Genomic DNA, 26,543 nt, shown 5'->3' with positions numbered 1-26,543 from the left:
TTTTTGTTTTGTCGGCCGGAGTGAGTGCCTTAGCACTTGCTCCGGCCTCATGCAGCGCAGTGGAGGTCGACGTGGCGCCAGGTGGACTGTTCTGGTGGGTCGGGGCGGGCGTGCTTATCGTGCTGGAACTGATGAGCGGCACCTTCTATCTGTTGATGATCGCGCTGGGTTTCCTGGCCGGCGGTCTCGCGCGCGTGTCGGGCGCCAATCCCGATGTGCAATTTGCGGTCGCGGCGCTCGTCGCATTGGCTGCGGTGCTGCTGTTGCGGCGCTCGCGTTTTGGCCGGCGGGCGACCCGCAAAGCCGCTGCAAGCAATCCCGACGTGAATCTTGATATCGGTCAGACGCTCGCCGTGACCGGATGGCGTGACCGGCGCGCGCGCGTGAACTATCGCGGTGCCGCGTGGGACGTCGAACTCGCACCCGGTGAGCCGGAGGACGCGCGCGTCTATGAGATCAGCGCACTCGACGGCAGCCGTCTGATCGTCGTGGCGGGCAAGCATTCGCACCCGGCACCATAACAACTCAAACCGGAGTCAAACCACAGATGGGAACAAGTATGGATTCGACTATCGTCGCGGTAGTGCTGCTCGTTATCGTGTTCATGATCGCGGCCAAGACCATCAAGATCGTGCCTCAGCAGCACGCGTGGGTGCTCGAGCGGCTCGGCCGCTATCACGCCACGCTCACGCCGGGTCTAAGCATCGTGGTGCCGTTCGTGGACCGCATCGCGTATAAGCACGTGCTCAAGGAAATCCCGCTCGAAGTGCCGAGCCAGGTTTGCATTACGCGCGACAACACCCAGTTACAGGTCGATGGCGTGCTGTACTTCCAAGTCACCGATCCGATGAAGGCATCGTATGGCTCGAGCAACTTCGTGTTTGCGATTACGCAGTTGTCGCAAACCACGCTGCGCTCGGTGATCGGCAAGCTCGAACTCGACAAGACGTTCGAGGAGCGCGACTTCATCAATCACAGCATTGTTTCTTCGCTCGATGAAGCGGCGTCGAACTGGGGCGTGAAGGTGCTGCGCTATGAAATCAAGGATCTGACGCCGCCGAAGGAAATTCTTCACGCCATGCAGGCGCAGATCACCGCCGAGCGCGAGAAGCGGGCGCTGATTGCGGCTTCTGAAGGGCGCAAGCAGGAGCAGATCAATATCGCCTCGGGTGGGCGTGAAGCTTCGATCCAGAAGTCCGAGGGCGAGCGCCAGGCGGCAATCAATCAGGCACAGGGTCAGGCTGCGGCGATTCTGGCGGTGGCCGAAGCCAATTCGCAGGCGATCCAGAAGATCGCTGCGGCGATCCAGACCACCGGCGGCATGGAAGCGGTGAACCTGAAGGTGGCCGAACAGTACGTGAACGCGTTCGCCAACGTGGCGAAGCAGGGCACGACGCTGATCGTGCCCGGTGACCTGTCGAATATGAGTTCGATGATCGCCTCGGCGCTGACCATCGTGAACAAGGGGAAGGGTGCGACTGAGGTGCGGTAGTAGCGCGCCGGGCCGTTTCCGCCACTTGGGGAACTGGGTGCCCGTTCGAAACAAAATGGCTCGCGTGGTATGCGGGCCATTTTCTATGGGTGAGATGTCCCGTTGCCAGCCACGGTATTGCGGCCCACGCGCGACCTCAGGTGGGATTACGCATCAAGCGGGCCTTTTCCCGTTCCCAATCCCGTTTCTTCTCGGTTTCGCGCTTGTCGTGCTGCTTTTTACCCTTCGCGAGACCGATTTCGCATTTGACCCGGCCGCCCTTGTAATGAAAGTTTAGCGGCACGAGCGTATAACCACGTTGCTCGACCTTGCCGATCAGCTTGCTGATCTCCTCGCTATGCAGGAGCAGCTTGCGGGTGCGCACCGGGTCGGGCGTGATGTGGGTCGACGCTTCGGGCAGCGGGCTGATGTGCGTGCCGATCAGGAACAGTTCGTGATTCTTGATCACGACGTAGCCTTCCTTGATCTGGCCGCGACCGGCGCGCAAGGCCTTGACCTCCCATCCTTCGAGCACGAGTCCTGCTTCGTAGCGCTCTTCGACCGAATAGTCGTAGAAGGCTTTTCTGTTGTCTATGATGCTCATTAATGGAAAGTGCCCAACTCGTTTAAAATCACGATTTTAGCAAAGCGGGGCAAGGAAAGCCCGCGGCGCTTGTCCACCCTTGCCACGTGCTGTCCAATTTATGGCAGATGTCCAGAAAACCGTGTTGATACGCCATTCGGCGGAACAGATGTTCGACCTCGTCACCGATGTCAACGATTACCCGAACTTCCTGCCCTGGTGCGGCGGGGTCGAGATCCGTCGTCAGGACGAGAACGGCATGGAGGCGAAGATCGACATCAACTTCAAGGGCATCCGGCAGCACTTCGCCACCCGCAACAGCATGAAGCGGCCCGAGCGCATCGACATGGAGTTCGCTGACGGCCCGTTTCGCAAGTTCACTGGCTACTGGCTTTTTACGGCGCTGCGTGAGGATGCCTGCAAGATCGAATTCGCGCTGCACTACGAATTCACCAACATCTTCCTCGAAAAGATCATTGGCCCGGTGTTCAGCCATATCGCCAACACCTTCGTCGAATCGTTCGTGAAGCGTGCCAATCAGCGCTACGGTAAGGCATGAGCGGGCGGCTGTCGATAGAAGTCTGCTACGCGTTGCCCGACGGGCAGACGCTGATTCCCGTCGAATTGCCCGAAGGGGCGACCGTGCAGCAGGCGCTCGATGCGAGCGGCATCCTGCAGCGTTTTCCGCAGATCGATCTGGCGCAGCAGAAGGTGGGTGTGTTCGGCAAGCTCAAATCGCTCGATACGGTGCTCGTCGATCATGACCGCGTGGAAATTTACCGGCCGCTGATCGTCGATCCGAAGGCGGCGCGCCAGCGGCGTGTCGAAAAGACCCGCAAGGAAGGTTCGATCGAAGGGCGCAAGTGGCAGAACAGGGATTCGCGATAGGGCGGCTGGGCGCGAACTACTGCAATCGCATCAGGGCTGCAGCAACCTGCGCCAGCCACCGTCATCGCGCAGAGCGCCTGGCACGGGTTAGCCAGCCCAATCAATGCGCGGACACCTGCGCCTTCTCTTCAAGCGGCGTCGCGCCCGGATCGTCGTCCGCATGTTGCCGCACCGACCAGCTCACGCCCGCCACCAGCAAGGCGATCGCGGCCATTTCCAGCGGGCGCGGCAGCCGGTGGTCGTAAATGAACGCGTAAAGCAGCGCAAACAGCGTTTCAAAGACAATCATCTGACCTGACAGCGTCAACGGCAAGCGCTTCGCTGCGGCATTCCACAGGCCGTTGCCGAGCCACGAGGCGCCGATCGCCACACCGAGATTGAGCATCCAGAAGGTATGCCAGCGTTCGCTGCTGAGCGTGGTTTGCAGACTGCCGGACGGCAGCAGTGCGATCAGGAGCCACAGCGCCGCGCCGAGCGCCCCGGTCACGACGCCCCACAGCACCGACCACTCGTTGCCGCTGTAGTGAGCCTGGCGCCGCAGATAGCGGGAGTTCTCGACCGCGAACCAGGTCCAGCAGGCGAGGGCGCCTGCCGCGCAGGCCAACCCTGCCAGTTTGCTCAGGACGCTGCCCGCCGTGCCGGGCGCGCCATCGGCCATGGAAAACACATCCACATTGATACAGACGATGCCCGCCACGACCATCGCCAGCGGCCACACGAGGCGGGCGAGCGGCACAGCGCCGTGATCGCGCCGGCCCAGCAGCGTGACCGTCACGGGCAGAACGCCGATGATCAGCGACGCCGGCGCCATCCCGACCAGATGCACCGCGCTTGCCAGCAGGATGTAGTAGAGCAGGTTGCCGGCGAGCGCCAGCTTGACGAGCGCCGCGAGGTCCTCGCGGGTCAGGCGGGCGGCGAGCGAGCGCGCCATCGGCAGGGCGGCCGCCAGCGAGACGATGCCGTACATCGTGTAGCGGCCCGCGCTCAGCAGCAGCGGGGAAAACTCGGGCAACATCCGCGGCACCAGAAACACCACGCCCCACAACGCCCCGGCCATTACGCCGTACGCTACGCCACGCTGCATCGACTACTCCGACATAAAGCTGAACAGTCGCGCAGGATAGCGTGACTCTCCGAGGGTGTCTTGTTCGATCCTGCACTCGTCCTGCGAAACGAAACTGGTTCGAACCCGACCCGAACGGCGAAGCGAAATTCCCTCGCCAAAAGACCCTGGAAAATCACCGGAAATTCGCTAACCTGCTGTTCGTGCAGTGAAAACCGGGGAGGTATCGCGTATAATTCGCTTTTGCGCCTATAGGATTTGCCATGCGTCTGATCCAAACAGCACTCACGTTCGATGACGTGCTCCTCGTCCCGGCTTTCTCCGATGTTCTGCCGCGCGACACCAGCCTCAAAACCCGGCTGACCCGCAACATTTCCCTGAATATGCCGCTTGTGTCCGCCGCCATGGACACCGTCACCGAAGCCCGCCTCGCCATTGCGATGGCGCAAATGGGTGGCGTGGGCATTATCCACAAGAATCTGACGCCGGCCGAGCAGGCTAGCGAAGTGGCCAAGGTGAAGCGTTTCGAATCGGGTGTGGTGCGCGATCCGATCACCGTACCGCCGCAAATGAAGGTGCGCGACGTGATTGCGCTGTCGCGCCAGCATGGCATTTCTGGTTTCCCGGTTGTCGAAGGGGCGCAGCTGATCGGCATCGTCACCAACCGCGACCTGCGCTTCGAAGAGCGTCTGGACGAACCGGTGCGCAACATCATGACGCCGCGCGATCGTCTCGTCACCGTCAAGGAAGGCACGCCGCTCGCTGAAGCGAAGGCGCTGATGCACAGCCATCGTCTGGAACGCGTGCTGGTCATCAACGACTCTTTCGAACTGCGCGGCCTGATGACGGTGAAAGACATCACCAAGCAGACCGAACACCCGGACGCCTGTAAGGACGAACACGGCAAGCTGCGCGCGGGCGCGGCGGTCGGTGTAGGCGAGGACAACGAAGAGCGCGTGGAACTGCTGGTGCAGGCGGGTGTGGACGTGATCGTCGTGGATACCGCGCACGGCCACAGCAAGGGCGTGCTCGAGCGTGTGCGCTGGGTCAAGAAGAACTTCCCGCATGTGGAAGTGATCGGCGGCAACATCGCTACGGCTGCCGCTGCCAAGGCGCTGGTCGAATACGGCGCGGACGGCGTGAAGGTCGGTATCGGCCCGGGCTCGATCTGCACCACGCGTATCGTCGCGGGTGTGGGCGTGCCGCAGGTCACGGCCATCGCCAATGTGTCGGAAGCGCTCAAGGGCACGGGCGTGCCGGTCATCGGCGACGGTGGCGTGCGTTTCTCCGGCGACGTCAGCAAGGCATTGGCTGCCGGCGCGAGCGCGGTGATGATGGGCAGCATGTTCGCCGGCACCGAAGAATCGCCGGGCGACGTGTTCCTGTATCAGGGCCGTCAGTACAAGTCGTATCGTGGCATGGGTTCGGTCGGCGCGATGAAGGACGGCGCAGCAGACCGTTACTTCCAGGACAACTCCGCGAACATCGACAAGCTGGTGCCGGAAGGCATCGAAGGCCGCGTCGCCTACAAGGGCTCGGTCACGGCGATCCTGTTTCAGCTGATCGGCGGCGTGCGCGCCAGCATGGGTTACTGCGGCTGCCGCACCATCGCCGAGATGAACGACAAGGCTGAATTCGTGCAGATCACCGGTGCCGGCCTGCGCGAGTCGCACGTTCACGACGTGCAGATCACTAAGGAAGCGCCTAACTACCACGTGGACTAATCGCCCATGAAGCCATTGCTGCGTGCTGTACTGATCATCGATGCCCTGCTCCTGCTGGCGTTCGGCGTGCTGTTCCTGCTGACGCCGTGGACTTCGCTGTACAACGCGCTGCAACTGGTGCAGACGCAGCCTACGCTCGTTGGACAAGGCCTCGGCATTGCGCTGATCGGTCTCGCGTGGCTGGCTTTCCATGCCTCGATCGACGGCGCGCTGACCTCGACGGTCGCCAAGGTCGTTGGGCATGTGAACTGGCTGACGGGCCTGCTGATGGTGGTCTGGCTGATCGGCATGCACAGGCCTGAACTGACCGGCTTCGGTCAGCTGGTCGCGGTGCTGACGGGGGTCGTGCTGGTGGTGCTGGGGCTGGGCGGTGTGCGGCTCTCTCGCACGGTACGACGCCGCGAACGGCTGCGTCTCGCTGAGATCGCTGCTGCCGAGCGTGCTGAAAGGCAAGCTGCGAAAGATGCAGCGAGGGGACGCGATGTGGTGGGCTATCGGGCTGAGCCTGTGGTCGAACCCGTCGCACCGCCTGTCGTGAGGCCGGCCAGCCCGATCAGTCCCGCCACCGGACATCCGGTCGAGCCAGACTTCGCTGCGGCGAACCGTCCAGGAACGCTCTCGGCGAGCGACGCCGAAGCGCGCAGCTCTGCTGCGGATGCGCCCGGCGCGCCACGGCCTCCGTTTCATGGCTGAGGCCCGGGGCGCCACGCCACCTGCCGCAGCTTCCGGATTCCGTCTTGAATTCAACGCCGCGCCTTGTGCGCGGCTTTCCTTATCCGTCCACTTTTATTCCGTCCGCTGCCATGCATGACAAGATCCTGATTCTCGACTTCGGTTCGCAAGTCACCCAACTGATTGCACGTCGCGTCCGCGAGGCGAACGTGTACTCGGAAATCCATCCGTACGACGTCGATGCGGCCTTCATTCGCGACTTCGCGCCGAAGGGCGTGATTCTGTCGGGCGGCCCGAGCTCGGTCACAGAGACCGATACGCCGCGCGTGCCGCAAGCGGTGTTCGAACTCAGCGTGCCGGTACTCGGCATCTGCTACGGCATGCAGGCGATGGCCGAGCAGCTCGGCGGCAAGGTCGACAATGGCCACGTGCGCGAATTCGGTTACGCCGAAGTGCGGGCGCGCAACCATACGAGCCTGCTCGAGGGCATCAGCGACTTCACCACGCCGGAAGGTCACGGCATGCTGAAAGTGTGGATGAGTCACGGCGACAAGGTGCTGGAAATGCCGCCGGGATTTCAGCTGATGGCGTCCACGGAATCATGTCCGATCGCCGCAATGGCCGACGAAGCGCGCCATTTCTACGGCTTGCAATGGCACCCGGAAGTCACGCACACGGTGCAGGGCCGCGCGATGCTCGAACGCTTCGTGCTGAAGATTTGCGCCGCACAGCCTGATTGGGAAATGGGTCATTACGTCGACGAAGCGGTTGCGAAGATTCGCGAGCAGGTCGGCAACGAGCATGTGATCCTGGGGCTGTCGGGTGGCGTGGATTCGTCGGTGGCGGCTGCGTTGCTGCATCGTGCGATTGGCGATCAACTGACCTGTGTGTTCGTCGATCACGGCCTGCTGCGTTTGAACGAAGCTGAGCAAGTAATGGCGACGTTCGCGGATCACCTCGGCGTGAAGGTCATTCACGTCGACGCGAGCGAAGTGTTCCTGTCGAAGCTCGCTGGTGTGACGGATCCGGAAGCCAAGCGCAAGATCATCGGCGCGGAATTCGTCGAAGTGTTCCAGACGGAAGCAGGGAAGTTGACGGATGCGAAGTGGCTCGCGCAGGGGACGATCTATCCGGATGTGATCGAGTCGGCTGGCAAGGGAAAGAAGGCCACGCAGACCATCAAGAGCCACCATAACGTGGGTGGCTTGCCGGAGACGCTGAATCTGAAGCTGCTTGAGCCGCTGCGTGAACTGTTCAAGGACGAAGTGCGCGAGCTCGGCGTGAAGCTCGGTTTGCCGCCGGCGATGGTGTATCGCCATCCGTTCCCGGGTCCAGGGCTGGGCGTGCGGATTCTGGGAGAGGTCAAGCGCGAGTTTGCGGATCTGCTGCGCCGTGCAGACGCGATTTTCATCGAGACGCTGCGTACCACCATCGACAAGGAAACCGGCAAGTCTTGGTATGACCTGACGAGCCAGGCGTTCGCGGTGTTTCTGCCGGTCAAAAGCGTGGGGGTGATGGGCGATGGGCGCACATATGAGTATGTTGTAGCGCTGCGCGCTGTGCAGACGCTGGACTTCATGACCGCGCATTGGGCGCATCTGCCGCATGAACTGCTCGGGCATGTGTCGAACCGGATTATTAATGAAGTAAGAGGGATTAACCGGGTTGTGTACGACATCTCGGGGAAGCCGCCGGCGACGATTGAGTGGGAGTGAGGAATTCTCCCTTTTTAAATCAAAAGTTTTGGCAAGTGACAAACGACTCGCGCCATTCAAAAATGGCGAGGGTCGTTATTAATCCAAGGGGTGCGAGGTCTCGCTCCGGTCTTAGGGGCGCCGCAAACCGGCACCATAAATATTATAAAGCGCGAGCCATATGGAAAGCGTGCAATGCAGCGGGCGGTAGACAAATGCGCCTCGATCTGATCGGGCATGCGATAACCAATTTCTAACGGGAAGTGCACGCATCGCCCGTCAAATGGGGTTCGCCATAGCGAATTGCTTCACCTGCTCGGCCGAGTCAGTTGCGCAACCGGAAAAGTTTCCAATAAATGGCTCAAAAAATTCAATGAAACCGTCAGCGCCTTGACTTCCTCCCCAGAAATCGGCGTTCTTGATGTCATAGAGACCGCGGTCGCCATAGTGTTTAATCATATCTGCGAGAACGGCTTAATTGGATGATATGTCTTTGTCGCTATGAGGCGGCTCTCGCACCTCGATGAATCGGTATAAGGTTTTGCCATTCTCAAGGTTGATGGAAAGTTTAGGCTCGCTGTCCAGAATTTCTAATGCGTTGAACGCATATTTGCGCCATGACCTGTCTTCAGGCGTTGGTTGATGCTGTGCCGTATTGGGTCGCGTGAGGGCATGGTGATTTTCTATGTTAGCTGCGTCATCGCTGTGGGGCGCGGCTGCCGGTTGACTGTACGAGGCTCATCGTCATAAAGAAATTTACCAGCGGAGCGGTCTGCGATCCATACCCGCACGGCGTCGAGTCGTTCGATCAAGTCAGATAAGATTGTTGGTCGATATGTAATCTTCGTGATACATTAAGGGAATTAGAGACTCAGGAAGGTTGCAACATGCCAACCCCTCACGCTCCTTCTGCCGGCGTCCGGCGGGCGCTGCGCAAATTGGGCGTCGATATTCACGACGCGCGTCGTCGTCGCCGGTTGACCATGGCTGTGATTGCCGAGCGGGCCTTCACGTCGCGAGCGACCTTGCAGCGCGTCGAGGCGGGCGATCCCAGCGTGAGCATGGGCATCTATGCGGCAGTTCTGCAGGCGCTTGGGCTTCTGGATGGCCTACTGGCGGTTGCTGACCCCGCTCGGGATACAGTGGGGCAGTCGCTGGCAACCGCGGCGTTGCCTCAGCGCGTCCGGCTGCCCCGTATCAGGGGGGAGAGTGAGCATGGCTGATGTCGAGGTGTATATCGATCTCGACGGCACGCCGCGACCAGTGGGGTTGCTCAGACGCCATGCGTCGCGTCGGGAAGAAACGGTCACGTTCGAATATGACGAAACCTGGCTGGCCGACGACGAGCGCTTTTCGATTGAACCGGCGCTGGCGTTGACGCGCGGCGTCTTCCCGCGGCCGCCTGATCAACCCATCTTTGGTTCGATTGGCGATTCGGCGCCGGATACCTGGGGGCGACGCCTCATGCAGCGTGCGGAGCGTCGACAAGCCGAACGGGAAGGGCGGCGTGTCCGGACGCTGGGTGAACTGGATTATCTGCTGGGCGTAGCGGATGAAACGCGCCTGGGCGCGCTGCGATTCCGCTGGAGCGGAGAAGATGAATTCCAGGCGCCCGTACCCGCCGGTGTCCCTGCGCTGATCGAATTGGGGCGGCTGCTTCAAATCACCGAGCGCATCCTGCGAGACGAGGAAACCGATGAGGATCTGCAACTGATCTTCGCGCCGGGGTCGTCACTCGGTGGCGCGCGTCCCAAGGCATCGGTCATCGACCAGCACGGCCATTTATCGATTGCCAAATTCCCAAAAGAGACCGACGAATACAGCATCGAGGCTTGGGAGGAAGTCGCCTTGCGCTTGGCTGAGGGCGCCGGCATTTCCACCCCGCATCACGAACTGCTTCAGGTAGCGGGTAAGCCCGTGCTGTTGTCGCGTCGCTTCGACCGCGCTGGGAGCATTCGCATTCCCTTTCTCTCGGCAATGTCGATGACAGGATCGCGAGACGGCCAACGTGGCAGCTATCCCGAACTGGTTGATGCACTGACACAACACGGTGCGAAGGCGCGGACCGATGCTGCCCAGTTATATCGCCGCGTGACCTTCAACGTACTGGTTTCCAATGTCGACGACCATTTGCGCAACCACGGTTTCCTCTGGGCCGGCCGCGATGGCTGGGTATTGTCACCGGCCTATGACCTCAATCCCACGCCAACCGACATCAAGGCGCGCATCCTGACGACTAACATCGATCTCGACGAGGGAACGTGCTCGGTCGGCCTCCTTGAAAATGCGGCGGAGTTTTTCGGTTTGTCGTTGAAACAGGCACGGGCCACGATCCGCGAGGTGGCCGATGTGACCCGGACATGGCAGGCGGTTGCTCAGGAGGTCGGTTGCAGGCGCGCAGAGATCGCACGCATGGCAAGCGCGTTCGAGCACGACGATCTTGGTGCAGCATTACAGTTGTGACGGTATCGACCCACATGACCAGGCGGAAGCACAGTCCTAGCAAGGTTTCAACCATCTGGTTGACCATCGAGTGGCAGTGAGGGGGCTTAAGCTCCATTTGACGGTATTTTCTGACGGTATGCGCGCGCAGCATGCGTAGTGGCTCGTCAGATACCGTCTGCGCCGTCGACCAGACTCATTCGCCGTTCAGGTGAGCGGACCATTTCCGCCTATGCATCGCAAGCTGTGTCGCTGTGCACACCACAGAACAATTCCATGTTGCCACCAACACTGTATGGATGTACAGTATCAAGGGCAACGCGCCCGATCCACGAAAACGGCCTTGGTAGTGCGGGACGCTGAGCCGCAATTTGGCGCGCGTACCCGGCGATCCACCGTAAGCCAGCCACTCAAAACGCCGCAATCGGCACGCTCTTCAAAGGCGCGGGAAAGCGTGGCGCACCATTGAACGGAGATTCATCGACATGCCTGCTTTATCGTCTCGGGCGCATCATGCCGGTCAACTCTGGTTGCCGGGGCTAGAGGCACCACCTGTCGCGACAGACGGCCTGTTCTTCGCAGTCCTACCCGACGCCAATACCGCGGCCGGCATCGCGAAACTCGGGCAGCAAATGTGCGGAGAGATGCGTCCGAAGAGCAAGCCGCACGCGGCCAACCGCCTGCACGTCACGCTGCAGCACCTTGGGAATTTCGCAGGCGGCTTGCCGCAAGAACTGGTCGACGTAGCCATCAAAGCCGCCGCGTCAATCAGAATGGAACCGTTCAGCGTCGAATTCGACCATGCTTTGACTTTCGCAAAGAAACCTCGGCCCGGAACGCTGGTGCTTGGAGGTACTGAGGGGCTGGTTGGCCTCTACACGCTCCACGACGCACTCGTAGGTGCATTGCAAAGCGCAGGATTCGACCTCACGTCGGAATTCACACCACACGTGACGCTTGCCTACGGCATGCCCTGGATCGATAAACGTCCCATCGAAGCCGCCAGTTGGAACGTCCGCGAGTTCGTGTTGATGCACAGCCTGCTCGGACGTACCCGCCATATCGCGCTGGAGCGTTGGCCGCTGGCAGCATAGCTTTTGACTTGACCTAACCCGCGGACATCGCCCCACCATCACCCCAACCCCAGCGATCGATCCAGGAAAGGTATCAATCGATTCACTGTTTGGAATTTACGTGAATCGATCTTCTTTCTAAAGTCTCCATCATTCTTGATGGAGATATCACGCTGATGAGCCACTACACACCAGAGGAACTGCGCGATGCATTGAGCGCAGGCCTGCTGTCCTTCCCGGTTACCCATTTCGACCAGGATCACGCTTTCGACGAGGCTGCTTACCGCAGCAACCTCGAGTGGCTGTCCAGCTACCCCGTCGCGGGGCTGTTCGCCGCCGGTGGCACCGGCGAGTTCTTCTCGCTGACACCCACCGAAACCAGCCGCGTGATCAAGGTCGCTGTCGAGCAGGTGGCGGGCAAGGTCCCCGTCGTCGCCCCGGCCGGCGGCGGTACGGCGCAAGCGATCGAGTTGGCCCAGGCGGCCGAGGCCAACGGCGCCGACGGCATCCTGCTGTTCCCGCCTTACCTCACCGAATGCGATTCCGCCGGCGTAGCGCAGCACGCTATTCGCGTCTGCCGTGCAACCTCGCTTGGGGTTACCGTCTACAGCCGCGGAAACGCCATGCTGGACGACGTCGCCGTGGCGCGCATCGCGGATCAATGCCCGAACCTGATTGGCTACAAGGATGGCGTCGGCGACATCGACCGGATGACGCGCGTCTATAACCGTCTCGGCGATCGCCTCACCTACGTAGGCGGCTTACCGACAGCCGAGACCTACGCGCTCCCTTACCTCGAAATGGGCGTGACAACCTATTCATCGGCGATTTTCAATTTTCTGCCGGAGTGGGCATTGAAGTTCTACGCAGCGGTGCGTGCCCGCGATCACGCCTTCGTCCAGCGCGAACTGCGCGATTTCGTGCTGCCCTATACGCTGATCCGCAACCGCCGCGCCGGCTACGCGGTCTCCATCGTCAAGGCCGGCATGAAAGCTGTCGGCCGTCCGGCCGGCCCGGTACGTACGCCGCTGTCCGATCTGACGGACGAGGAGTTGGGCCAGCTCAAACAGCTCATCGGAGATCGCCGCTGACGAGCGGAGTGGCCTGACGGGAGGCATGCCTATCGGCGCAAAACCCCCGGCCAGGTTTCGCTCTCCCGGCTCTGCCACGCGCCATCCATAACGCGACAAAGGACGGCACGCAAAACGGACGCCGGCAGGGCGCCACTCATGCAAAGCGCAAAATATATTTTGACACTAAAATTCTTGGATGCTACATTTAACCTAGAAATACTGAACAATAAATATTCATGCCTCGGCGGGCAAGCGGCTTAGGCGCACGGTGATCCGCGCGTCCAAACCCACCCAGCCACGGGCAACCAGTATTTCCAAAATAAGAGAGGAGACAATGCGAACAGTCGAGGCTTTCGTTTCAGACACGATGGACGGAGCGCGAATCACGCCGACCCATGTCAAGGTCGTTGCACTCGTTGCTGCCGGCTATTGCATTGATGTAATCGACTACGCGATTTACGGTTCATTCATTCCGGACATGCTGAGGCAGCATTTCGCGACGCAGGCGCAGCTCGGATGGGTGGGAAGTGCGCAACTATTCGGTCTCGCGATTGGCACATTTTTGCAGGGCCAATTTACTGACCGCTTCGGACGCAAAGCGGTGTACCAGTTCAATCTGCTGCTGTTTGGCCTTGCCACGATCGCTAGCGCGCTGGCGCCGACCGTCATGTGGCTGCTGGTCACGCGCTTCATCGCAGGTCTCGGCCTTGGAGCCGAGCAACCGCTGGCATTTACCTACGCAGGCGAATACGCGCCAAAAGACATTCGCGGCCGGATCCTCGCCCTGGTGCACTTCATTGGTGGCGCGCTGGTCTGGCCATTGGCGTTTCTGGTCACGCTTTACTTCCGCGAATCCATCGGATGGCGTGGCATCTGGGGGGCGATAGGCGTCGCGGCGCTCGTTCTGTTCGTGCTTCGGTTCGCACTACCCGAGTCTCCCCGCTGGCTTGCTGCCAAAGGGCGCGGCAAGGAAGCGTTGGCGATCATCAAGAAGATGGGTCTTGGTTCACCTTCCGAGGAGCTTTCGGACGTCGCGATCACGACCACGACCGATCCGTTCGCGGTGGTGTGGAAGGACTATCGGGTCCGGCTGCTTGCGGCGATGGTCTGTTTCAGTGCGTTCTTCTGCGTCACGATTGGTCTCGGAACCTGGCTGCCGAATATCATGAGCAGCAAAGGCTTCACGATTACCAGATCGCTTTCGTACACGTTCGGCATGACGATGGCGGCGCCTTGCGCAAGTCTCTTCATGATGTACGCCCTCGACAGGTTTGGAAGACGACGCACCGCGTTTATCGCGTTCCTGTGCTCCGGCGCGTTTGCCATCGTCTTCGCGAACGCTTCAACTGATATGCAACTGATTGCGGCTGGCTTCCTGATGATCTTCTTCTACCAGGTGGGCGGCAACACGATGCAGATTTTCACGTCCGAGGTCTTCCCAACCCAGGCTCGCGCATCCGGCTTTGGAATGGCGGCGGGTATCGGGCGGTTGGCCACCGCTGGCTTTGTTCCCGCGCTCCCGATGATCCAGCATACTTACGGTCTTCCTGTCGTATTCGGCACGATCGCGGCCTTGATGGCGATCGCCGCGTCGGGACTCCATCTGATTGGACCGGAGACTCGCCGCCGCTCGCTGGAATCGATCGCGTAACGAGGCCGCGCCGCGCTGAAGTAACTGGACAGGTTGTTGGAATTAAACCCGATGAGGTTCACGATGTACCCGATATCGCATTCTCCGAACGTGACGTTTTTAGGCTATACCGATCAGGGTAAGCGTCCGGACGGCGTCCAGATCATGGTGGACCGCGGCCATGCCTATATCGGTCACATGTTCAGCGATGGCATCTCGGTCATAGATGTTCGCAACCCGAAAGATCCAAAGCCCGTCAACTTCATTGCCTGTGCTCCGAACACCCGTGCGCATCATCTGCAGCTGCACGACAATCTTCTGCTGGCCGTCAACAGTGCGAACGTGTGGGCGCTGCAGCGCTATCAGAGCCAACAGGATTATTTTACGAACGCCATCGACGACAGCTTCAACCGCCGCGAGAAGCCGTTCGTGGCGGGCTTGCGTATCTACGAGATTGGCGCTGACCCGTCGAATCCGCGGGAAATCGGCTTTTGCCCTGTCGAGGGAATTGGATTGCATCGACTGTGGTGGACGGGTGGCCGATATGCCTACGCTTCGGCCCATCTGCACGGCTTCACCGATTTCGTTCTGGCGATCTTCGATGTAAGCGACCCTACGAAGCCGACCCTCGCAGGACATTGGGCGTTGCCCGGCATGAACCGGGAAGCGGAGGAAACGCCGACCTGGCCGAAGGGCAAGCGCTGGGCGCTGCATCATGCCATTCCCGCTGACGGCAAGTTATTCGGCGCCTGGCGGGATGGTGGGCTGACCATCCACGACCTTACCGATCCGGTTGCGCCGAAGCTGATCAGCCACACGGTCATCTCGCCGCCTTTCGCTGGAGGCACGCATACGCCGCTGCCTTTGCCCGGGCGCCAGTTGGCCATCGTCGCGGACGAAGCGATCAGTTCCAATTGCGCTGCAGGGCTCGCGCACACCTGGGTGTTCGACGTTCGTGACGCGAGCAACCCGATTTCGATCGCGACGCTGCCGCAGCCTGAAGAGCTCAACTATTGCGCTGTTGGAGGCAAGTTTGGACCTCATAACCTCCATGAGAACAGGCCCGGTGCGTTTCAGAGCGAAAATCTCATCTTTGCCACCTGGCACAATGCGGGCGTTCGTGTGTTCGACATCTCCAATGCTTTCAGGCCGCGCGAAGTCGGCCATCTCGTCCCGGGTGCACCGCAGGCACTGGTCGACATCCGGCCAGGTGCCGTTCCTGTCACGCAGTCCGCAGACGTGTTCGTTGACCGTAATGGCCTGATGTACGTGACGGACACGAACGCTGGCCTGACCATCGCGCAGTACGAGGATCTTTGATGTTGCCTTCGCAAAATACCAAGGCTGCCCCGAGCTCGACCCGCACAAGTGCGGTCTATAGGGTGCTGCGTCAAGACATCCTGTGCGGGAAACTGACGCCGGCGGCCAAACTTTTAATCGACGAGATCAGCCAACGTTATGGCGTGACCAGCACGCCAATACGTGAGGCACTCAATCAGCTGGTCACGGAAGGCTTTGTTCAGAAAGTCGACCAGAAGGGCTTCTTTGTCGCGCAGGTTTCCCGGCGCGAATTGAGCGAGTTGACCAACACGCGTTGCTGGGTCGAGTCCATCGCACTGCGAGAGGCACTGGCTCACAGGACGCCTAAATGGGAAGAGGACCTGATACTCGCGGGCCATCGGCTGTCCCGTACCAACCGGTCGGCGGATCCTGAGGTGTTTCAGGAGAACGCGCCGTGGGAAGACACGCACAAGCAGTTTCACATGGCGCTGATCGCCACGTGTCCATCGCGATGGCTGCTCGATTTTTGTTCTTTGATGACCGATCACGCGGCGCGTTATCGCTACCTGTCAATGAGCCTGGCGTATCCAGAGCGCGATGTCACCAAGGAACACAAGGCCTTGATAGACGCCGCCATCGATGGGCCGCCCGCGCGGGCGATCGAGATGCTGATGGAGCATTACCGCACCACGGCAGACATCATCATCAGGTCGAACCTGGACCTGCCGGATTAGATTGGGGAGCGGCGGGGCATGGTGCCCGAGCCGATCAACAGGACATAACACAACTTCCAAACGGGAATTCAGTATGGCGAACAGATTTGCGGTTGTCACAGGGGCCGGCAGCGGTGTGGGACGAGCGGTAGCCACGGCGCTGCTGCAGAACGGATATTCGGTGGCGCTGGCGGGGCGCCGTCAGGACGCGCTGGAAGAGACCGCGCGTCTGGCGGGCGGCAGTAGCCTGGTTGTGCCTACGGATGTTTCGAAGCCCGACGAGGTGCAAGCACTTTTCGCCAGGGTCGCAGCGGAGTTCGGCAGACTGGACGTCCTCTTCAACAATGCCGGTACGGGTTCGCCTGCAACCAATTTCGGTGACGTGACCTTCGAGCAGTGGTCGGCGGTCATCGATGTGAACATCCACGGGATGTTTCTGTGCGCCAACGCGGCATTTCGCATGATGCGGGACCAGTCTCCTCGAGGCGGCCGCATCATCAATAACGGCTCGTTGTCGGCTCACGTGCCGCGGCCTGGTTCCGCGCCTTATACGACATCGAAACACGCCGTCACGGGACTGACCAAGTGCATCGGTCTGGACGGTCGTGCGTTCGACATCGTGAGTTCCCAGGTCGACATCGGCAACGCAGCGACCCCGATGACCGCCCGCATGGCCAAGGGCGTGCTTCAGCCGAACGGAACCACGGCTGTCGAACCGACGATGGACGCTGCCAATGTAGGCAATACGGTTTTGTTGATCGCGAATATGAGTCTCGACGCCAATGTCCAGTTCGTGAGCGTGATGGCATCGCAAATGCCGTCGTTCCTCGGACGAGGCTAATGCTGCTCCGACTCAGGCCTCATCCAGGCTTGAGTCGAGTCTGAATATCCGTTGGCTGGCCGGCCAGCCAACGAAGACGAGAGTGTTGAAATCGGGCTGACAGGTAATACACGTCACGCCGTTGCTTTGCCAGATTGCCGGGATAAGAAGTAGATATATAAATAAGTATAACTAATTAGATAGAAGAAATCAGGAGTGAGACTTTCAGAGTAATTAGGTCATCTTATTACTATCGAAAAACGGAGACGGAAATGAGAAAGATTGTCTGGATGGCGGCAGGTGCGTCGATATTGGCTAATGTTGCACACGCTCAGAGCTCAGTAACGTTGTATGGCATTGTGGATAACGGCATTGGATATCAGAGCAGTGCAACTACGCTCGGTTCCACGAGTGGCGGCCGCTCTCTCGTCAAGATGACGACGGGCGTCTTTGCGGCAGATCGGCTTGGCTTTAAAGGCGTCGAGGATCTCGGCGGAGGAACGCAGGCCATCTTTACGTTGGAACAGGGTTTCAGTGCCGCGACCGGTGCGGAGTCGACCTCGGGGTTAGGGTTCAGCCGGCTCGCCTATGTTGGGTTGACGAATCAGACATACGGCACGTTCACGGCGGGACGCGAATACTCGGCCTATTACACCCTACTGCAGCCATTTAGTCCGGAGCCGCGGCTGACCGGTTACTACGCCGCACACCCGGGCGATATTGATGGGACGGACACCGACTTTCACGAGAACAACGCACTCGTCTACACGTCGCCGAATTTCTACGGTTTGACCGTTAGCGGCGAATACGCCCTCGGTGGTGTCGCGGGAAGTTTCAACGCCGGCTCGTCGTGGAGCGCTGGTGTGCAGTACATCAACGGTCCGATCGGCGCCGCAGCCGCGATCTGGCGTGTCAACAACTCGACGTCGGGCGGCGGGGCATTTGGTGCGTCGTCGGTCACCTCGAATAACGGCGCCCAGATCGGCATATCGGCCATCAACGTCGGATACCAGACGGCGCAAGCGCAGCAGCGCTTCGCGGTGGCGGGCGCCTACACGTTCAGTCCGGCATGGGATTTGTCCCTGATGTATTCGAATACCCAGTACATCCCGGGCATACGCTCTTCATTTACCGACACGGCCATTTTCAACACGGTCGGTGCAGTGTTGCATTACAAAGTGACCCCTGCGTTCGATCTCGCAGCGGGTTACGCCTATACGCGCGCGACCAGTGCAAACCGGATTTCGTCAGCCGCGCAATATAACCAGATCAATTTCGGTCAGGTCTACAGCCTTTCGAAAGCCACGGCCCTCTATGCCATGGAAGGCTTTCAGCGGGCAAATGGTCAAACACTCGGCATAAACGGCGGCGGAGACATCGTCAATGCCGTGGCATCGGCTGGCGACGGCGGTAACGCACAGCCTGCGTCGTCACGCAGCCAGGTTGTCGGTGGCATCGGTCTGATGCACAGATTCTAAGGAGACCTTCTCGTTGCATTGACAGTCGGTTCGACGACGCGTGTCGATCGGGCGGCAGCATGCAACGGTGCGGTCGCGGACGCAACAGATTTTTTCCAGGAGATGGGCATGAAGCTCGTGAGTTTTCGCCATGCAGGCAAGGAGTCGTTTGGCGTTGTAGTGAATGAAGGTGTCGTCGATCTGGCGCCTTACGCTTCGGAAGTCGGTTCAACGCTGAAACAGGCGCTCGCGCTTGATAGCCTCACCGCCATCCAGACAATCACCCGGTATGCGAAAGCGACTCACGCATGGGCTGATGTGGAATTCCTCCCGGTGGTGCCCGATCCGGGAAAGATCCTCTGTATCGGCATCAACTACCTGGAACACCTGAAGGAAACGGGGCGCGAAACGCCGGAAAAGCCGACGATTTTCACCCGTTTCGCCGATTCGCAAACGGCGCACAACGCGGCCATCGTGCGTCCGCGCGCATCTGAAAAGCTCGATTTCGAAGGCGAACTTGCCGTCGTGATCGGCCGTAACGCGCGCCACGTGAAAGCCGCGGATGCCCTGGATTACGTGGCAGGCTATTCCTGCTACAACGACGGCAGCGTGCGCGATTGGCAACGACACACGAGCCAGTTGATACCTGGGAAGAATTTCCCGCGCACAGGCAGCTTCGGACCGTGGCTCGTCACGACTGATGAAGTGGGCGACCCCTCGCTGCTTTCCTTGACGACGCGTCTGAATGGCGAGGTTGTGCAGCACGCCACCACAGACGATCTGATCTTCGGCATTCCCGCCTTGATCGAGTACATCAGCACGTTCACCGAGTTAAGGCCGGGTGACGTGATCATCACCGGGACCACGGGTGGCGTGGGAGCGTATCGTCAGCCGCCACTCTGGATGAAGCCGGGCGATGCGGTGGAGGTCGAGATATCGAAGATCGGTATCCTGAAGAATTCGATCGTCGACGAATAAGCATGACTCGATGCAGGTGGTGACCGGGTGTCGTGCGCGTGCACCGCCGGCGACGTGAAGGAGAATGTTCGTGTTCGATCTGAATCAATTGCGCTGTTTCGTGACGGTTGCGGAAGAACTGCACTTCGGTCGGGCGGCTGCCCGGCTGCACATGACGCAACCGCCCTTGAGCAGACAGATCCAGCTGTTCGAGCACAGCATAGGGACGTCACTCTTTAACCGGACAAACCGCATGGTGCGGCTGACGCCTGCGGGACGCAGTCTGTTGCCGGAGGCGCACGCCATTTTGCGTCTTGCCGAGAGGGCGCGCCTGTCGGCACTGAGGACTGGGCAGGGTGAGGCAGGGCGGATCGTGATTGGCTTCACCGCAGCGGCCGGCTACGAATATCTGCCGGAGATGCTGGGCCAGTTGCGGCGAACGCTGCCAGGCGTCGACCTGGAGTTGCGCGAAATGGTTAGCCGCTCGCAGGTGGAGGCTCTGGAAAACGGCCAGCTGGACGTCGGCCTGCTGCGTCGGCTGCCGCCTGATTGCGACGATCTGGATAGCGTATGTGTGGCGCGCGAATCGCTGGTCGCCGCGCTTCCGCTCGAGGACCCGCTAGCGCGGCGCAAGACGCTGCATCTGCGGGACTTCAATGGCCGGGCGATGGTGATGTATTCGCCCGACGAAGCGCAGTACTTTCATGAACTGGTTCGGCATGTATTCGCCCGCGTCGGCGCGACGCCGAAATACGGTCAGCAGGTGAGCCAGGTCCACTCGATGCTGGCCGTGGTTCGCTCGGGCCTGGGTGCGGCGCTCGTGCCGGAGACCGCCAGCCGGCTGTGCTACGAAGGCATTGTATTTCGCGAGATCGACGGTATTGATCCCGTGAAACTCGTGGAACTGCACCTCGCGTGGAAGATCGGCAACGACAATCCGGCGCTGGCGAAGGCGTTGCCGCTACTCCAGAACATTGGCAACCGGCGCCAGCCGCTGGCTCTGACGCAATGAGGAGGGCGAGGCTCCGGAAAGAAAGAGCCGGTTTTCCTGTTCGAAGCTTCTATCGGTGAACGGAGACAACATGCGTAATCAGACAATGTCTTTCCTGTTTCTGCTGGCGCTCGCGCATGGCGCGCAGGCCCAGGTCGCAGACAGGAAGGTGCTCACGCTAGCCGGCGCGCAAGGCATAGTCGAAGCCGCGTTGGCAGCGGCGAAAGGTAACCAGTTGCGCCAGTCGATTGCGGTAGTGGACGACGGCGGTAACCTGCTGGCTTTCGTACGCATGGACGACGCGCAACTGGCAGGTGTGCAGATGGCGCTCGGCAAGGCCCGCACTGCGCTGATGTTTCAGGGCCCCAGCAAGGGCTTTGCGGATCGGATAGCCGCTGGACAACTCAATGTGCTGGCACTGCCGGACATGCTGCCCGCCGATGGTGGTCAGCCACTCGTTTATGACGGGAAGATCGTGGGGGCCGTGGGCGTCAGCGGTGCGTCGCCGGCGCAGGACGGCCAGACAGCTTTGAAAGCGGCCGCTTCGCTGCAATAGCGAATCAGGCGGTCGACCGCAACGATGTTGCATGGAACAGGAGTAATCGCTAAAGCGATAGATAGCTCCTGCCGACAACGGAGACACATATGCTGAAAAAATGGAGCCGGCTCGATCTACGCCCGGCCGCGCCACCTTGCGGGTGCAGCCTCTCGCATCCGCATACCCACACACAGCATCACGCACTGCCCGCGCACGGCGCCGGACGCCGCGGTTTTCTCGGCGCCGCCGCTGCGCTTGGGATGGGGCTCGCGATCAGCGGCGATGTGTGGGCGCAGCAGACCAGGCCAGCGGCGCGGATCGTCGACGTGCATCATCACTACACATCGCCCGCACTGCTTGCGATGATGCTGGGGCGCCGCACCAATCAGGTCTTCAATCAGTCGTGGACGGTTCAGAAGTCGCTTGACGCGATGGACGCGGGCGGCATTGCGACCGCTGTGGTATCGACCAGCGATCCGGGTATCTTCTTCGGCGACTATGATCAGGCGAAGGCCCTCGCTCGCGATTGCAACGAGTTTCAGGCCCGCATGGTCGCCGATTACAAGGGGCGTTTCGGCATGTTCACGACGTTGCCGCTGCCCGACATCGACAGCACGCTTGCCGAGATCGCGTATGGCCTCGACACGCTGAAGGCGCAAGGCGTCGGCATGATGACGAGCTACGGTACGAAGTATCTCGGCGACCCGGCATTTGCGCCGGTGATGGAAGAGCTCGAGCGCCGCAAGGCCACGGTCTTCGTTCATCCGCTGCAGCCGGCATGCTGCACGAATGTCGTGCCTAAAGTGCCTGACATCGTGGTCGAATACGGTACCGAGACCTCGCGCACCATCGCCAGTCTGCTGATGAATCACACGACGATTCGCTATCCTAACATCCGCTTTATCTTTTCTCATGGCGGTGGCGATGTGCCGTTTCTAACTTTCCGTTTCGCTCGCATGGTGTCGGGAGATCCAGATCTGATGAAGGCCGAACCGGGCGGTGGCATAGCGCTGATCCAGAAGCTGTACTTCGACACCGCACAGGCCTGGAACCAGTATTCGCTGCCGTCGCTGACGGCGCTGATGCCGCCCGAAAGGATCCTGTTCGGCTCGGATTTCCCCGCCGCATCGCCGCTGGACACCGCCAATGGGCTGCGAGCTTCCGGGATGAGTGCGGCAGCGCTCGCGAAGATCGAATGGCAGAACGCGCACGCGATTTTGCCGAATCTCGTCGTATAAGCGGACCGAAAAGAGCGGCGGCGCGTCGGCGGCCATAGCGCGCCGCGTTTCCGCTGCTTTCCCGCCAACCCGCGCCAACCCCCGCCCAGCAAGGGCCGTGGCCTCCCCGAGGCCCGCATCTACCGCCTGTCTCCCCCACCTGGTTCGCCGGCACTCCCCCATTCAGGGGGTACATCCCGTGTCTCGGCACTTGCATGATTCTCCCAACGCATTTGCACAGCAGGCCAAAAAAACAAATAGATCAATAGTCGCCTGCAATCCATTTGGGGACTCAAGGAGAGACACATGCAGGACGAAATCAAGACGCCAGACTCCACGGCCTACGCGTATCCGTTGCTGATCAAACAGCTTTTACTCACACCATTTGTTCAGTCGCAGGACGAGGAGATCGTCTACCGGGATCAGTTCCGGATGACCTATTCAACGTTGCGCGAGCGGATCGCCCGGCTGGCCAACGGACTGAGCGAGCTTGGCGTGCAGCACGGCAGCACCGTCGGCGTAATGGATTGGGATAGTCACCGCTACCTCGAATGCTATTTCGCTGTCCCGATGATGGGCGCGGTTTTGCAGACCGTGAACGTGCGTCTGTCCCCAGCGGAAATTGCCTACACGATCAATCACGCTGGTGCTGACGTCCTGCTGGTTCACACGGATTTTCTGCCTGTCGTCGAATCGATCAAGGACCAGCTGGAAACAGTGCGCACCTTCATCTGGATCGATGAGCCGGGCAGCGAAGCGTCTGCCCACAGCATTTCCTTTTCAGCTGAATACGAGGCGATGCTGGCGGCGCATAGCACGAGCTATACGTTCCCGGACTTCGACGAAAACACGCGCGCAACGACGTTTTACACCACAGGTACGACCGGTCTTCCCAAGGGCGTCTACTTTACGCATCGGCAACTGGTTCTGCACACCCTCACGCTGATGGCGGCACTGGCGAGCCCTGTCTCGGGGCAGCGTTTCCATCGTGGCGACGTGTACATGCCGCTTACCCCGATGTTTCACGTCCACGCATGGGGCATGCCGTACATCGCCACAGTGCTGGGGGTAAAGCAGGTTTATCCCGGCCGCTATTTGCCGGACCGGCTCGCGCGACTCGTGCGTGAAGAGAACGTCACGTTCTCGCATTGCGTCGGCACGATCTTGCACATGCTGCTCTCGTGCGAGGAGGGCAAGGCGACGGACATGAGCCGGTGGAAGATCATCATCGGAGGTGGCGCTTTGCCGCAAGGCCTTGCCAAGGCGGCGCTGGATCGCGGAATTGACGTGTTCGTTGGATACGGGATGTCTGAAACGTGCCCGGTGCTCAGTCTGGCGCAACTTCCTCCCGGCGCCGAAAACCTCGACGAGGACGAGCAACTGCGCCTGCGCTGCAAGACCGGCCGGCCAGTGCCGCTCGTCGACCTGCGCGTCGTCGACGAGAACATGGACGAACTCGCGCACGACGGTGTAGCCACTGGCGAGATCGTAGCGCGGGCACCGTGGCTCACGCAGGGCTATCTGAACAATCCGGAGGCTTCGGCGCAGCTTTGGGCCGGCGGCTATCTGCATACCCAGGATATTGCCAATGTCGATTCGACCGGCAACGTACAGATCACCGACCGTCTCAAGGACGTAATCAAGTCGGGCGGCGAGTGGGTGTCGTCGTTGGAGATAGAAAACCTGATCTCGCGATATGACGGTGTGTCGGAAGTGGCGGTGATCGGCATCAAGGACGACAAGTGGGGCGAGCGGCCAGTGGCTCTGGTCGTGCTCAAGGAAGGCGCAGCCGTCACGGAAGACGACATCAAGCAGCACGTCCTGTCGTTTAGCACATCCGGAAAGATATCGAAATATGCGGTGCCTCAGGTCGTGAAGTTCGTCGATGCGCTGGCAAAGACGAGCGTCGGCAAGACCAACAAGAAGTGGCTGCGCGAGCAGTTCGCCTGATCGGCAAGCAAATTTCAAGGAGTGCAAAAGATGAGTCTGGAAAATTACAGCGTTGCCAATATCAACGAGGTCGTGGGCGTCGAGTTAGGCGTGTCGAACTGGGTGGTCGTCGATCAGGCGCGCATCAACGCGTTCGCCGAGTGTACGGGCGACAGGCAGTGGATCCACGTAGACGAGGAACGGGCGAAGCGTGAGAGTCCGTTCGGCGGCACGATCGCACACGGCTATCTGACCTTGTCGTTGCTTGGGGGCTTCGCGATCGAAATCGGTGTCGTTCCAAAGGACGCTTCCGCGGGCCTTAACTACGGTCTCGACAAGGTGCGTTTCATGACCCCTGTGAAGGCCGGTGCGCGTGTGCGCAGTCGCGTGACGCTCGTGTCGGCGGAGAGCAAGGGCGGCGGCCGCATCCTCATCAAGACAATGAACGAACTGCAGATCGACGGCGAAGACAAGCCGGCCCTGATTGCAGAAACCCTCGCGATGCTGATCGCGTGACCCACGACGTTCGGCGAGGCGCAAGCGCTTCCTGAAGGAGCAGCAAAATGGCGAAAACCACTGAAAGCCCGCAGAAAAACGCGAAGCAAAGCCCGCAAAACGAGACGGCCGATGAACTCGCGGCGTCAGCTGCGGAGGGCATGCTGGGTCCCAATCCCTTTGTCGGTTTGCGGGCGTGCGATATCGTCGCCACCGCGCAGAAAATCGGCACTCAGGCGTTGCGGCAACCCGCATTGGTCATGGAGCAGGAGGCGGCTTTCGCCCGCGAGGTTTTGAAGCTTTTCTCGGGTGGCGGCGACGCTATGCCGCCGAAGGGCGACAAACGCTTTACCGACGCCGCGTGGCAGAACAACTTTATGTATCGTGCGACGTTGCAAGGCTACCTCGCGTGGCGCGACACGCTTGCGGGTTTCGTCGAGCGCTCGGCGCTGGATCCTGCCAACAAGGAGCGTGCGAAGTTTGTGATGTCGCTCTTCACGGACGCGGCATCGCCGACGAATACGTTGCTGGGCAATCCCGCGGCGCTCAAAAAGGTTGTCGATACGGGTGGCGCTAGCCTGATGGATGGCTGCAACAACCTCATGATGGACCTGCTCAAGAATCACGGCATGCCCGCGCAGGTCAACAAGACGGCTTTCGGCGTGGGCAAGAACCTCGCTACGTCCACGGGCGCGGTGGTTTTTCGTAACGAGGTGCTGGAGTTGATCCAGTACGCGCCAACGACACAGCAGGTCTATGGCCGGCCGCAACTGATCGTCCCGCCTCAGATCAACAAGTTCTATATCTTCGATCTCTCCGAGGGCAAGAGCATTGTCGACTATCTGGTCAAAAACGAGCTACAGGTGTTCGTCGTCAGCTGGCGCAATCCGACCGCGGCTCAAAGCCACTGGGATCTGGACACGTATGTCACTGCACTCGTGGAAGCCATTACGGCGGTGCGTGAGATCACCGGCTGCGACGATGTCAACCTGCATGGCGCCTGCTCGGGTGCGATGGCCATTTCGGCCTTGCTTGGAAATCTCGCGAGCCGGGGCGACAAGACGGTCAACGCCGCCACGCTGATGGTGGCCGTGCTCGATAACAGCGCCGATTCGCAGCTTGGCCTGTTCGCCACTCCTGAGGCCATTGCGGCGGCCAAGCAGCACAGCACCTCGCGTGGGGTGCTGGCAGGCGAGGAAATGGGACGTGTGTTCGCCTGGATGCGGCCCAACGATCTGGTGTGGAACTACTGGGTCAACAACTACCTGCTGGGCAACGCACCGCCAGCTTTCGACATCCTTTACTGGAACAACGATGCGACCCGGCTGCCGGCGAAGATGCATGGGCAATTGCTCGACATTTTCACGCAGAACTCTTTCGGCAAGCCGGGCGCGCTGACGGTGCTGGGCACGCCGATCGACCTGTCCCAGGTCACCTGCGACAAGTACGTGGTGGCAGGCATGACGGATCACATTACGCCGTGGAAGGGCGTGTACAACACCGCGAGGACGTTTGGTGGCAACACCCGCTTCATCCTGAGTTCGAGCGGCCATATCCAGAGCCTGATCAACCCGCCCGGCAATCCGAAGTCGAAGTACTACCTCAACCCCGAGTTACCCGCGAACGCCGATGCCTGGCTCGCCGGCGCAAAGACAGAAGCGGATACCTGGTGGGGCAACTGGAGAGACTGGCTGGTCGCCCGGTCCGGTGAAAGGCGGGCAGCGCCAGCAGCCCTTGGCAGCGAACGGCATCCGGCGGGTGTGAAAGCCCCTGGAACCTATGTTTTGGAACCCTAAACGGCGTCATCGCGGGATAGTGAAATCCATTTTTTT

The 26,543-nt window shown here is 60.4% G+C and carries 26 protein-coding genes; 23 read left to right on the top strand and 3 right to left on the bottom strand.

From position 1 onward, the window contains the following. Window positions 1–71 precede the first annotated feature (71 nt). Window positions 72–521, top strand: coding sequence for an NfeD family protein (locus tag P3T24_RS07305; protein WP_074266029.1), 450 nt, complete (start codon window positions 72–74; stop codon window positions 519–521). Between the two features lie 38 nt (window positions 522–559). Continuing rightward, on the top strand, window positions 560–1,492 hold the full coding sequence (locus P3T24_RS07300) for an SPFH domain-containing protein (RefSeq protein WP_074264296.1): 933 nt from the start codon (window positions 560–562) through the stop codon (window positions 1,490–1,492). Window positions 1,493–1,628: 136 nt separating this feature from the next. On the opposite strand, the gene smpB is transcribed toward P3T24_RS07300, so the two are convergent. Then, window positions 1,629–2,075 carry an SsrA-binding protein SmpB gene (gene smpB / locus P3T24_RS07295; protein ID WP_074264297.1) on the bottom strand — a complete coding sequence of 149 codons (447 nt, stop codon included), beginning with the start codon at window positions 2,073–2,075 and terminating at the stop codon, window positions 1,629–1,631. 100 nt (window positions 2,076–2,175) lie between these two features. Here smpB and P3T24_RS07290 point away from each other — a divergent pair, with 100 nt between their 5' ends. Both P3T24_RS07290 and P3T24_RS07285 read left to right on the top strand, forming a co-directional pair. Then, window positions 2,176–2,613: a type II toxin-antitoxin system RatA family toxin gene (locus P3T24_RS07290; protein WP_074264298.1), complete on the top strand. Its 438-nt coding sequence runs from the start codon at window positions 2,176–2,178 to the stop codon at window positions 2,611–2,613. Further along, complete coding sequence (locus P3T24_RS07285; protein ID WP_429404711.1) at window positions 2,610–2,942, top strand: RnfH family protein; 333 nt, start codon at window positions 2,610–2,612, stop codon at window positions 2,940–2,942. The genes P3T24_RS07290 and P3T24_RS07285 overlap by 4 nt, the downstream gene beginning before the upstream one ends. A gap of 100 nt (window positions 2,943–3,042) precedes the next feature. Here P3T24_RS07285 and P3T24_RS07280 read toward each other — a convergent pair whose 3' ends face one another. Continuing rightward, the gene (locus P3T24_RS07280) at window positions 3,043–4,026 is read right to left on the bottom strand and encodes a DMT family transporter (RefSeq protein ID WP_429433448.1); all 984 of its coding nucleotides are present in this window, start codon (window positions 4,024–4,026) and stop codon (window positions 3,043–3,045) included. A 242-nt stretch (window positions 4,027–4,268) separates the two neighbouring features. Between P3T24_RS07280 and guaB the strand changes: the two genes are divergently transcribed. The 3 genes from guaB to guaA all read left to right on the top strand — a co-directional run bounded on the left by guaB (window position 4,269) and on the right by guaA (window position 8,116). Continuing rightward, the gene (guaB, locus tag P3T24_RS07275) at window positions 4,269–5,729 is read left to right on the top strand and encodes an IMP dehydrogenase (protein WP_074264301.1); all 1,461 of its coding nucleotides are present in this window, start codon (window positions 4,269–4,271) and stop codon (window positions 5,727–5,729) included. A gap of 6 nt (window positions 5,730–5,735) precedes the next feature. Further along, a complete protein-coding gene (locus tag P3T24_RS07270) occupies window positions 5,736–6,422 on the top strand; it encodes a hypothetical protein (RefSeq protein ID WP_074264302.1) in 687 nt (228 codons plus the stop codon). A 110-nt stretch (window positions 6,423–6,532) separates the two neighbouring features. Beyond that, window positions 6,533–8,116, top strand: coding sequence for a glutamine-hydrolyzing GMP synthase (gene guaA, locus P3T24_RS07265; RefSeq protein WP_429434274.1), 1,584 nt, complete (start codon window positions 6,533–6,535; stop codon window positions 8,114–8,116). A 258-nt stretch (window positions 8,117–8,374) separates the two neighbouring features. On the opposite strand, the gene P3T24_RS07260 is transcribed toward guaA, so the two are convergent. Further along, a complete protein-coding gene (locus tag P3T24_RS07260; protein ID WP_429433446.1) occupies window positions 8,375–8,554 on the bottom strand; it encodes a hypothetical protein in 180 nt (59 codons plus the stop codon). Window positions 8,555–8,982: 428 nt separating this feature from the next. Here P3T24_RS07260 and P3T24_RS07255 point away from each other — a divergent pair, with 428 nt between their 5' ends. From P3T24_RS07255 to P3T24_RS07180, 16 genes are all read left to right on the top strand, one after another. Continuing rightward, on the top strand, window positions 8,983–9,318 hold the full coding sequence (locus P3T24_RS07255; RefSeq protein WP_429433444.1) for a helix-turn-helix domain-containing protein: 336 nt from the start codon (window positions 8,983–8,985) through the stop codon (window positions 9,316–9,318). Further along, window positions 9,311–10,558 carry a type II toxin-antitoxin system HipA family toxin gene (locus P3T24_RS07250; RefSeq protein WP_429433442.1) on the top strand — a complete coding sequence of 416 codons (1,248 nt, stop codon included), beginning with the start codon at window positions 9,311–9,313 and terminating at the stop codon, window positions 10,556–10,558. Before P3T24_RS07255 ends, P3T24_RS07250 begins: the two co-directional genes overlap by 8 nt. 464 nt (window positions 10,559–11,022) lie before the next feature. Next, entirely contained in the window at window positions 11,023–11,631 is a 609-nt protein-coding gene (locus P3T24_RS07245) for a 2'-5' RNA ligase family protein (protein WP_429433440.1), read from the top strand. A gap of 155 nt (window positions 11,632–11,786) precedes the next feature. Next, window positions 11,787–12,701, top strand: a complete 915-nt coding sequence (gene kdgD / locus P3T24_RS07240; RefSeq protein ID WP_429433438.1) for a 5-dehydro-4-deoxyglucarate dehydratase — start codon at window positions 11,787–11,789, stop codon at window positions 12,699–12,701. A gap of 316 nt (window positions 12,702–13,017) precedes the next feature. Further along, complete coding sequence (locus tag P3T24_RS07235; protein ID WP_083611392.1) at window positions 13,018–14,334, top strand: MFS transporter; 1,317 nt, start codon at window positions 13,018–13,020, stop codon at window positions 14,332–14,334. Window positions 14,335–14,397: 63 nt separating this feature from the next. Continuing rightward, window positions 14,398–15,633, top strand: a complete 1,236-nt coding sequence (locus P3T24_RS07230; RefSeq protein WP_429433436.1) for an LVIVD repeat-containing protein — start codon at window positions 14,398–14,400, stop codon at window positions 15,631–15,633. Then, window positions 15,633–16,328 (top strand): GntR family transcriptional regulator, encoded by a 696-nt coding sequence (locus tag P3T24_RS07225; RefSeq protein WP_074264307.1) that lies wholly within the window; start codon window positions 15,633–15,635, stop codon window positions 16,326–16,328. The genes P3T24_RS07230 and P3T24_RS07225 overlap by 1 nt, the downstream gene beginning before the upstream one ends. 73 nt (window positions 16,329–16,401) lie before the next feature. Next, entirely contained in the window at window positions 16,402–17,148 is a 747-nt protein-coding gene (locus P3T24_RS07220) for an SDR family oxidoreductase (protein ID WP_074264308.1), read from the top strand. A 251-nt stretch (window positions 17,149–17,399) separates the two neighbouring features. Further along, window positions 17,400–18,605: a porin gene (locus P3T24_RS07215; protein WP_074264309.1), complete on the top strand. Its 1,206-nt coding sequence runs from the start codon at window positions 17,400–17,402 to the stop codon at window positions 18,603–18,605. Between the two features lie 108 nt (window positions 18,606–18,713). Then, the gene (locus tag P3T24_RS07210) at window positions 18,714–19,562 is read left to right on the top strand and encodes a fumarylacetoacetate hydrolase family protein (RefSeq protein ID WP_429433434.1); all 849 of its coding nucleotides are present in this window, start codon (window positions 18,714–18,716) and stop codon (window positions 19,560–19,562) included. A gap of 70 nt (window positions 19,563–19,632) precedes the next feature. Then, complete coding sequence (locus P3T24_RS07205; RefSeq protein WP_074266031.1) at window positions 19,633–20,553, top strand: LysR family transcriptional regulator; 921 nt, start codon at window positions 19,633–19,635, stop codon at window positions 20,551–20,553. A 70-nt stretch (window positions 20,554–20,623) separates the two neighbouring features. Then, on the top strand, window positions 20,624–21,088 hold the full coding sequence (locus P3T24_RS07200; RefSeq protein WP_429433432.1) for a GlcG/HbpS family heme-binding protein: 465 nt from the start codon (window positions 20,624–20,626) through the stop codon (window positions 21,086–21,088). Between the two features lie 89 nt (window positions 21,089–21,177). After that, window positions 21,178–22,308, top strand: coding sequence for an amidohydrolase family protein (locus P3T24_RS07195; protein ID WP_429433430.1), 1,131 nt, complete (start codon window positions 21,178–21,180; stop codon window positions 22,306–22,308). Between the two features lie 285 nt (window positions 22,309–22,593). Next, entirely contained in the window at window positions 22,594–24,237 is a 1,644-nt protein-coding gene (locus P3T24_RS07190; protein ID WP_074264312.1) for a fatty acid--CoA ligase, read from the top strand. 30 nt (window positions 24,238–24,267) lie between these two features. Further along, complete coding sequence (locus P3T24_RS07185) at window positions 24,268–24,732, top strand: MaoC family dehydratase (protein ID WP_429433428.1); 465 nt, start codon at window positions 24,268–24,270, stop codon at window positions 24,730–24,732. A gap of 47 nt (window positions 24,733–24,779) precedes the next feature. Continuing rightward, window positions 24,780–26,507 (top strand): alpha/beta fold hydrolase, encoded by a 1,728-nt coding sequence (locus P3T24_RS07180; protein ID WP_429433426.1) that lies wholly within the window; start codon window positions 24,780–24,782, stop codon window positions 26,505–26,507. Window positions 26,508–26,543: the final 36 nt, after the last annotated feature.

The sequence above is a fragment of the Paraburkholderia sp. GAS33 genome (assembly GCF_050436645.1).
Lineage (GTDB): Bacteria > Pseudomonadota > Gammaproteobacteria > Burkholderiales > Burkholderiaceae > Paraburkholderia > Paraburkholderia phenazinium_B.
The sequence above is the reverse complement of the archived record's forward strand: the minus strand, read 5'-3'. Positions and strand labels throughout refer to the sequence as shown.